The following is a 2024-nucleotide window of genomic DNA, read 5'->3' on the forward strand; positions in this document are numbered from 1 at the left end:
CCATCTCGCCGATCTCGTCCCTGCGTCCCAGACCGGGCAGCACCACGTCGAAATTGCCGGAGGCAAGCTCGCGCATCGCCTTGCACATCGCGATCATCGGACGCGAGATGCCGTTGCCGAGCATCCAGGCGAGCGCGGCGCCGATGGCAAGGCCACCCAGCGCCAGCATCAGCATCAGCCGCTCGGTCTCTCCGATTGTCACATTGGCGCTGGCCTCGATGCGCTGCTGGTCGGCGGTCAGGTCCGACCGCAGCTCGGCCGAAAGCTTGAGGATGGACGCCGCCGTCTTGGTCATCTCACCGTTCAGCTTGACGATGATCTTCACGTTCTCCGACAGCTTTGTGAAGGAGGTGCGGTACTGCTTCAGGAGATTGCCGATCTCGGTGACTCGATCGGTGATCTTCTGGTCGTTCGCATAGATCGAGACGAGCAGGGTCTCCAGGAACTTGACGCGCGCGATCACGCCGTCGGCGGTCTTCGGCTCCGGCTTGGCGACGAAGGCGCTAACCGAAGTCGAGACCGCGAGATATTGCGAGGTGATGTCCTTGGCCGTGGTCTGAACGGATGCAAGCCCCGCCAGCGCCGCAGTGTCGGCGAGATCGTCGAACTTGAAGCGGATCTTGTTGCCGACGCTGTTCAGTTCGTCGCTCGCGATCTTGTTGTTTTCACGCGTCAGCGTGATGATCTCCCCGAACACCTTCGTGAAGCGCTGGAAATCAGCCTCGAGCTTGCCGACCTGCTCGCGCCGCGCCGCGCCTGTCGTGGCGGACATAGTTTTCGAGATCGCCGTCTTCAGATTCTCTTCGGCCGCCTTGGCCGCGGTCTCATCGTCCGCCGCGCCGGTCAGCGTGTAGGCCCTTGCCAGTCCTTGATAGGCGACCAGCTCGCGATCGACGGTTCGCGCCAGGTCGGCTTCCGACACGCTGGTGCGGTAGGAGGCCACGGCGCCCGCGATTCGCTCGAAGCCGAAATAGGCGAAGGCCATGCTGACGGCCAGGATGGCAAGCACCGCCACGAAGCCGAGGATGATTTTTGCGCGAAACCGCAAGGTGAGCAGCTTCGCTTTGTTGTTCGGCTTAGACAAAGCGGTAGACTTGGCGGACATTCCCCCACCCCATTCCATTCGCGGAAAACCGGCGCAGCCCGGAAGCAGCCCGCTTCCTGACTCGTCTGCACGTTACGGGGCAAAGGATAAGCGCCGGTAAATTTGCGGCGCCGCAACTTGCGGGTCGGTGACGCGGGGAGATTTGGCCTGGTCCTTCTCCCTCGTCGTCCTGGACAAGCGAGCTCCTGGTAACGCGAAGCGTTGTCCAGTAGCGAGCGCTGATCCAGGACCCATTATCCCAGGAAGTTGTTTGGCGAAGACTCGCGGCTACCAGCGCCACACCACGAGTCCTCCTTGGGGTAATGGGTCCTGGCTTTCGCCAGGACGACCAGATGAGAGTGGGGCAACAGCAGAGCGCTTACGCCGCCCGGATATTTGCCATGAAGCGGTCGAGCTCGGCGCGCAGGCGGGTGCTTTCGGACGACAGCGTCTTGGCCGAGTTCAGCACCTCTTCCGAGGCCGAGCCGGTTTCGGCGGCGCCGCGGTTGACCTGGCCGATGTCGGTGGCGGCGGTCTGGGTGCCCTGCGCGACGGTCTGGACGCTGCGGGCGATCTCCTGGGTGGCGGCGCCCTGCTGCTCGACGGCGCTGGCGATCGAGGTCGAGATCGACGATATCTGGCCGATGGTGGCGCCGATCTCCTTGATCGCGGCGACCGATTCGGCCGTGGCTCCCTGCATCCCCGCGATGTGCGAGGAAATCTCATCCGTCGCCTTGGCGGTCTGGCTCGCCAGCGACTTCACTTCGCTGGCAACCACCGCAAAGCCGCGGCCGGCCTCACCCGCGCGCGCCGCCTCAATGGTGGCGTTGAGCGCCAGAAGATTGGTCTGCTCGGCGATTGCCGTGATCAGCTTGACGACCTCGCCGATCTGCTGGGCGGCATGCGAGAGTTTGCCGATACGGCTGTCGGTTTCCTTGGC

2 protein-coding genes are annotated in these 2024 nt (G+C 63.8%); both read right to left on the reverse strand.

Annotated features, from left to right (window positions below):
* A partial coding sequence (locus FXV83_RS41810; RefSeq protein ID WP_235940625.1) for a HAMP domain-containing protein occupies positions 1-1105 on the reverse strand: 1105 nt, incomplete at its 3' end.
* Between the two features lie 358 nt (positions 1106-1463).
* Positions 1464-2024 (reverse strand): methyl-accepting chemotaxis protein (locus FXV83_RS41815; protein WP_235939799.1); only part of this gene is annotated, 561 nt, incomplete at its 5' end.

The organism is Bradyrhizobium hipponense (assembly GCF_008123965.1).
Lineage (GTDB): Bacteria > Pseudomonadota > Alphaproteobacteria > Rhizobiales > Xanthobacteraceae > Bradyrhizobium > Bradyrhizobium hipponense.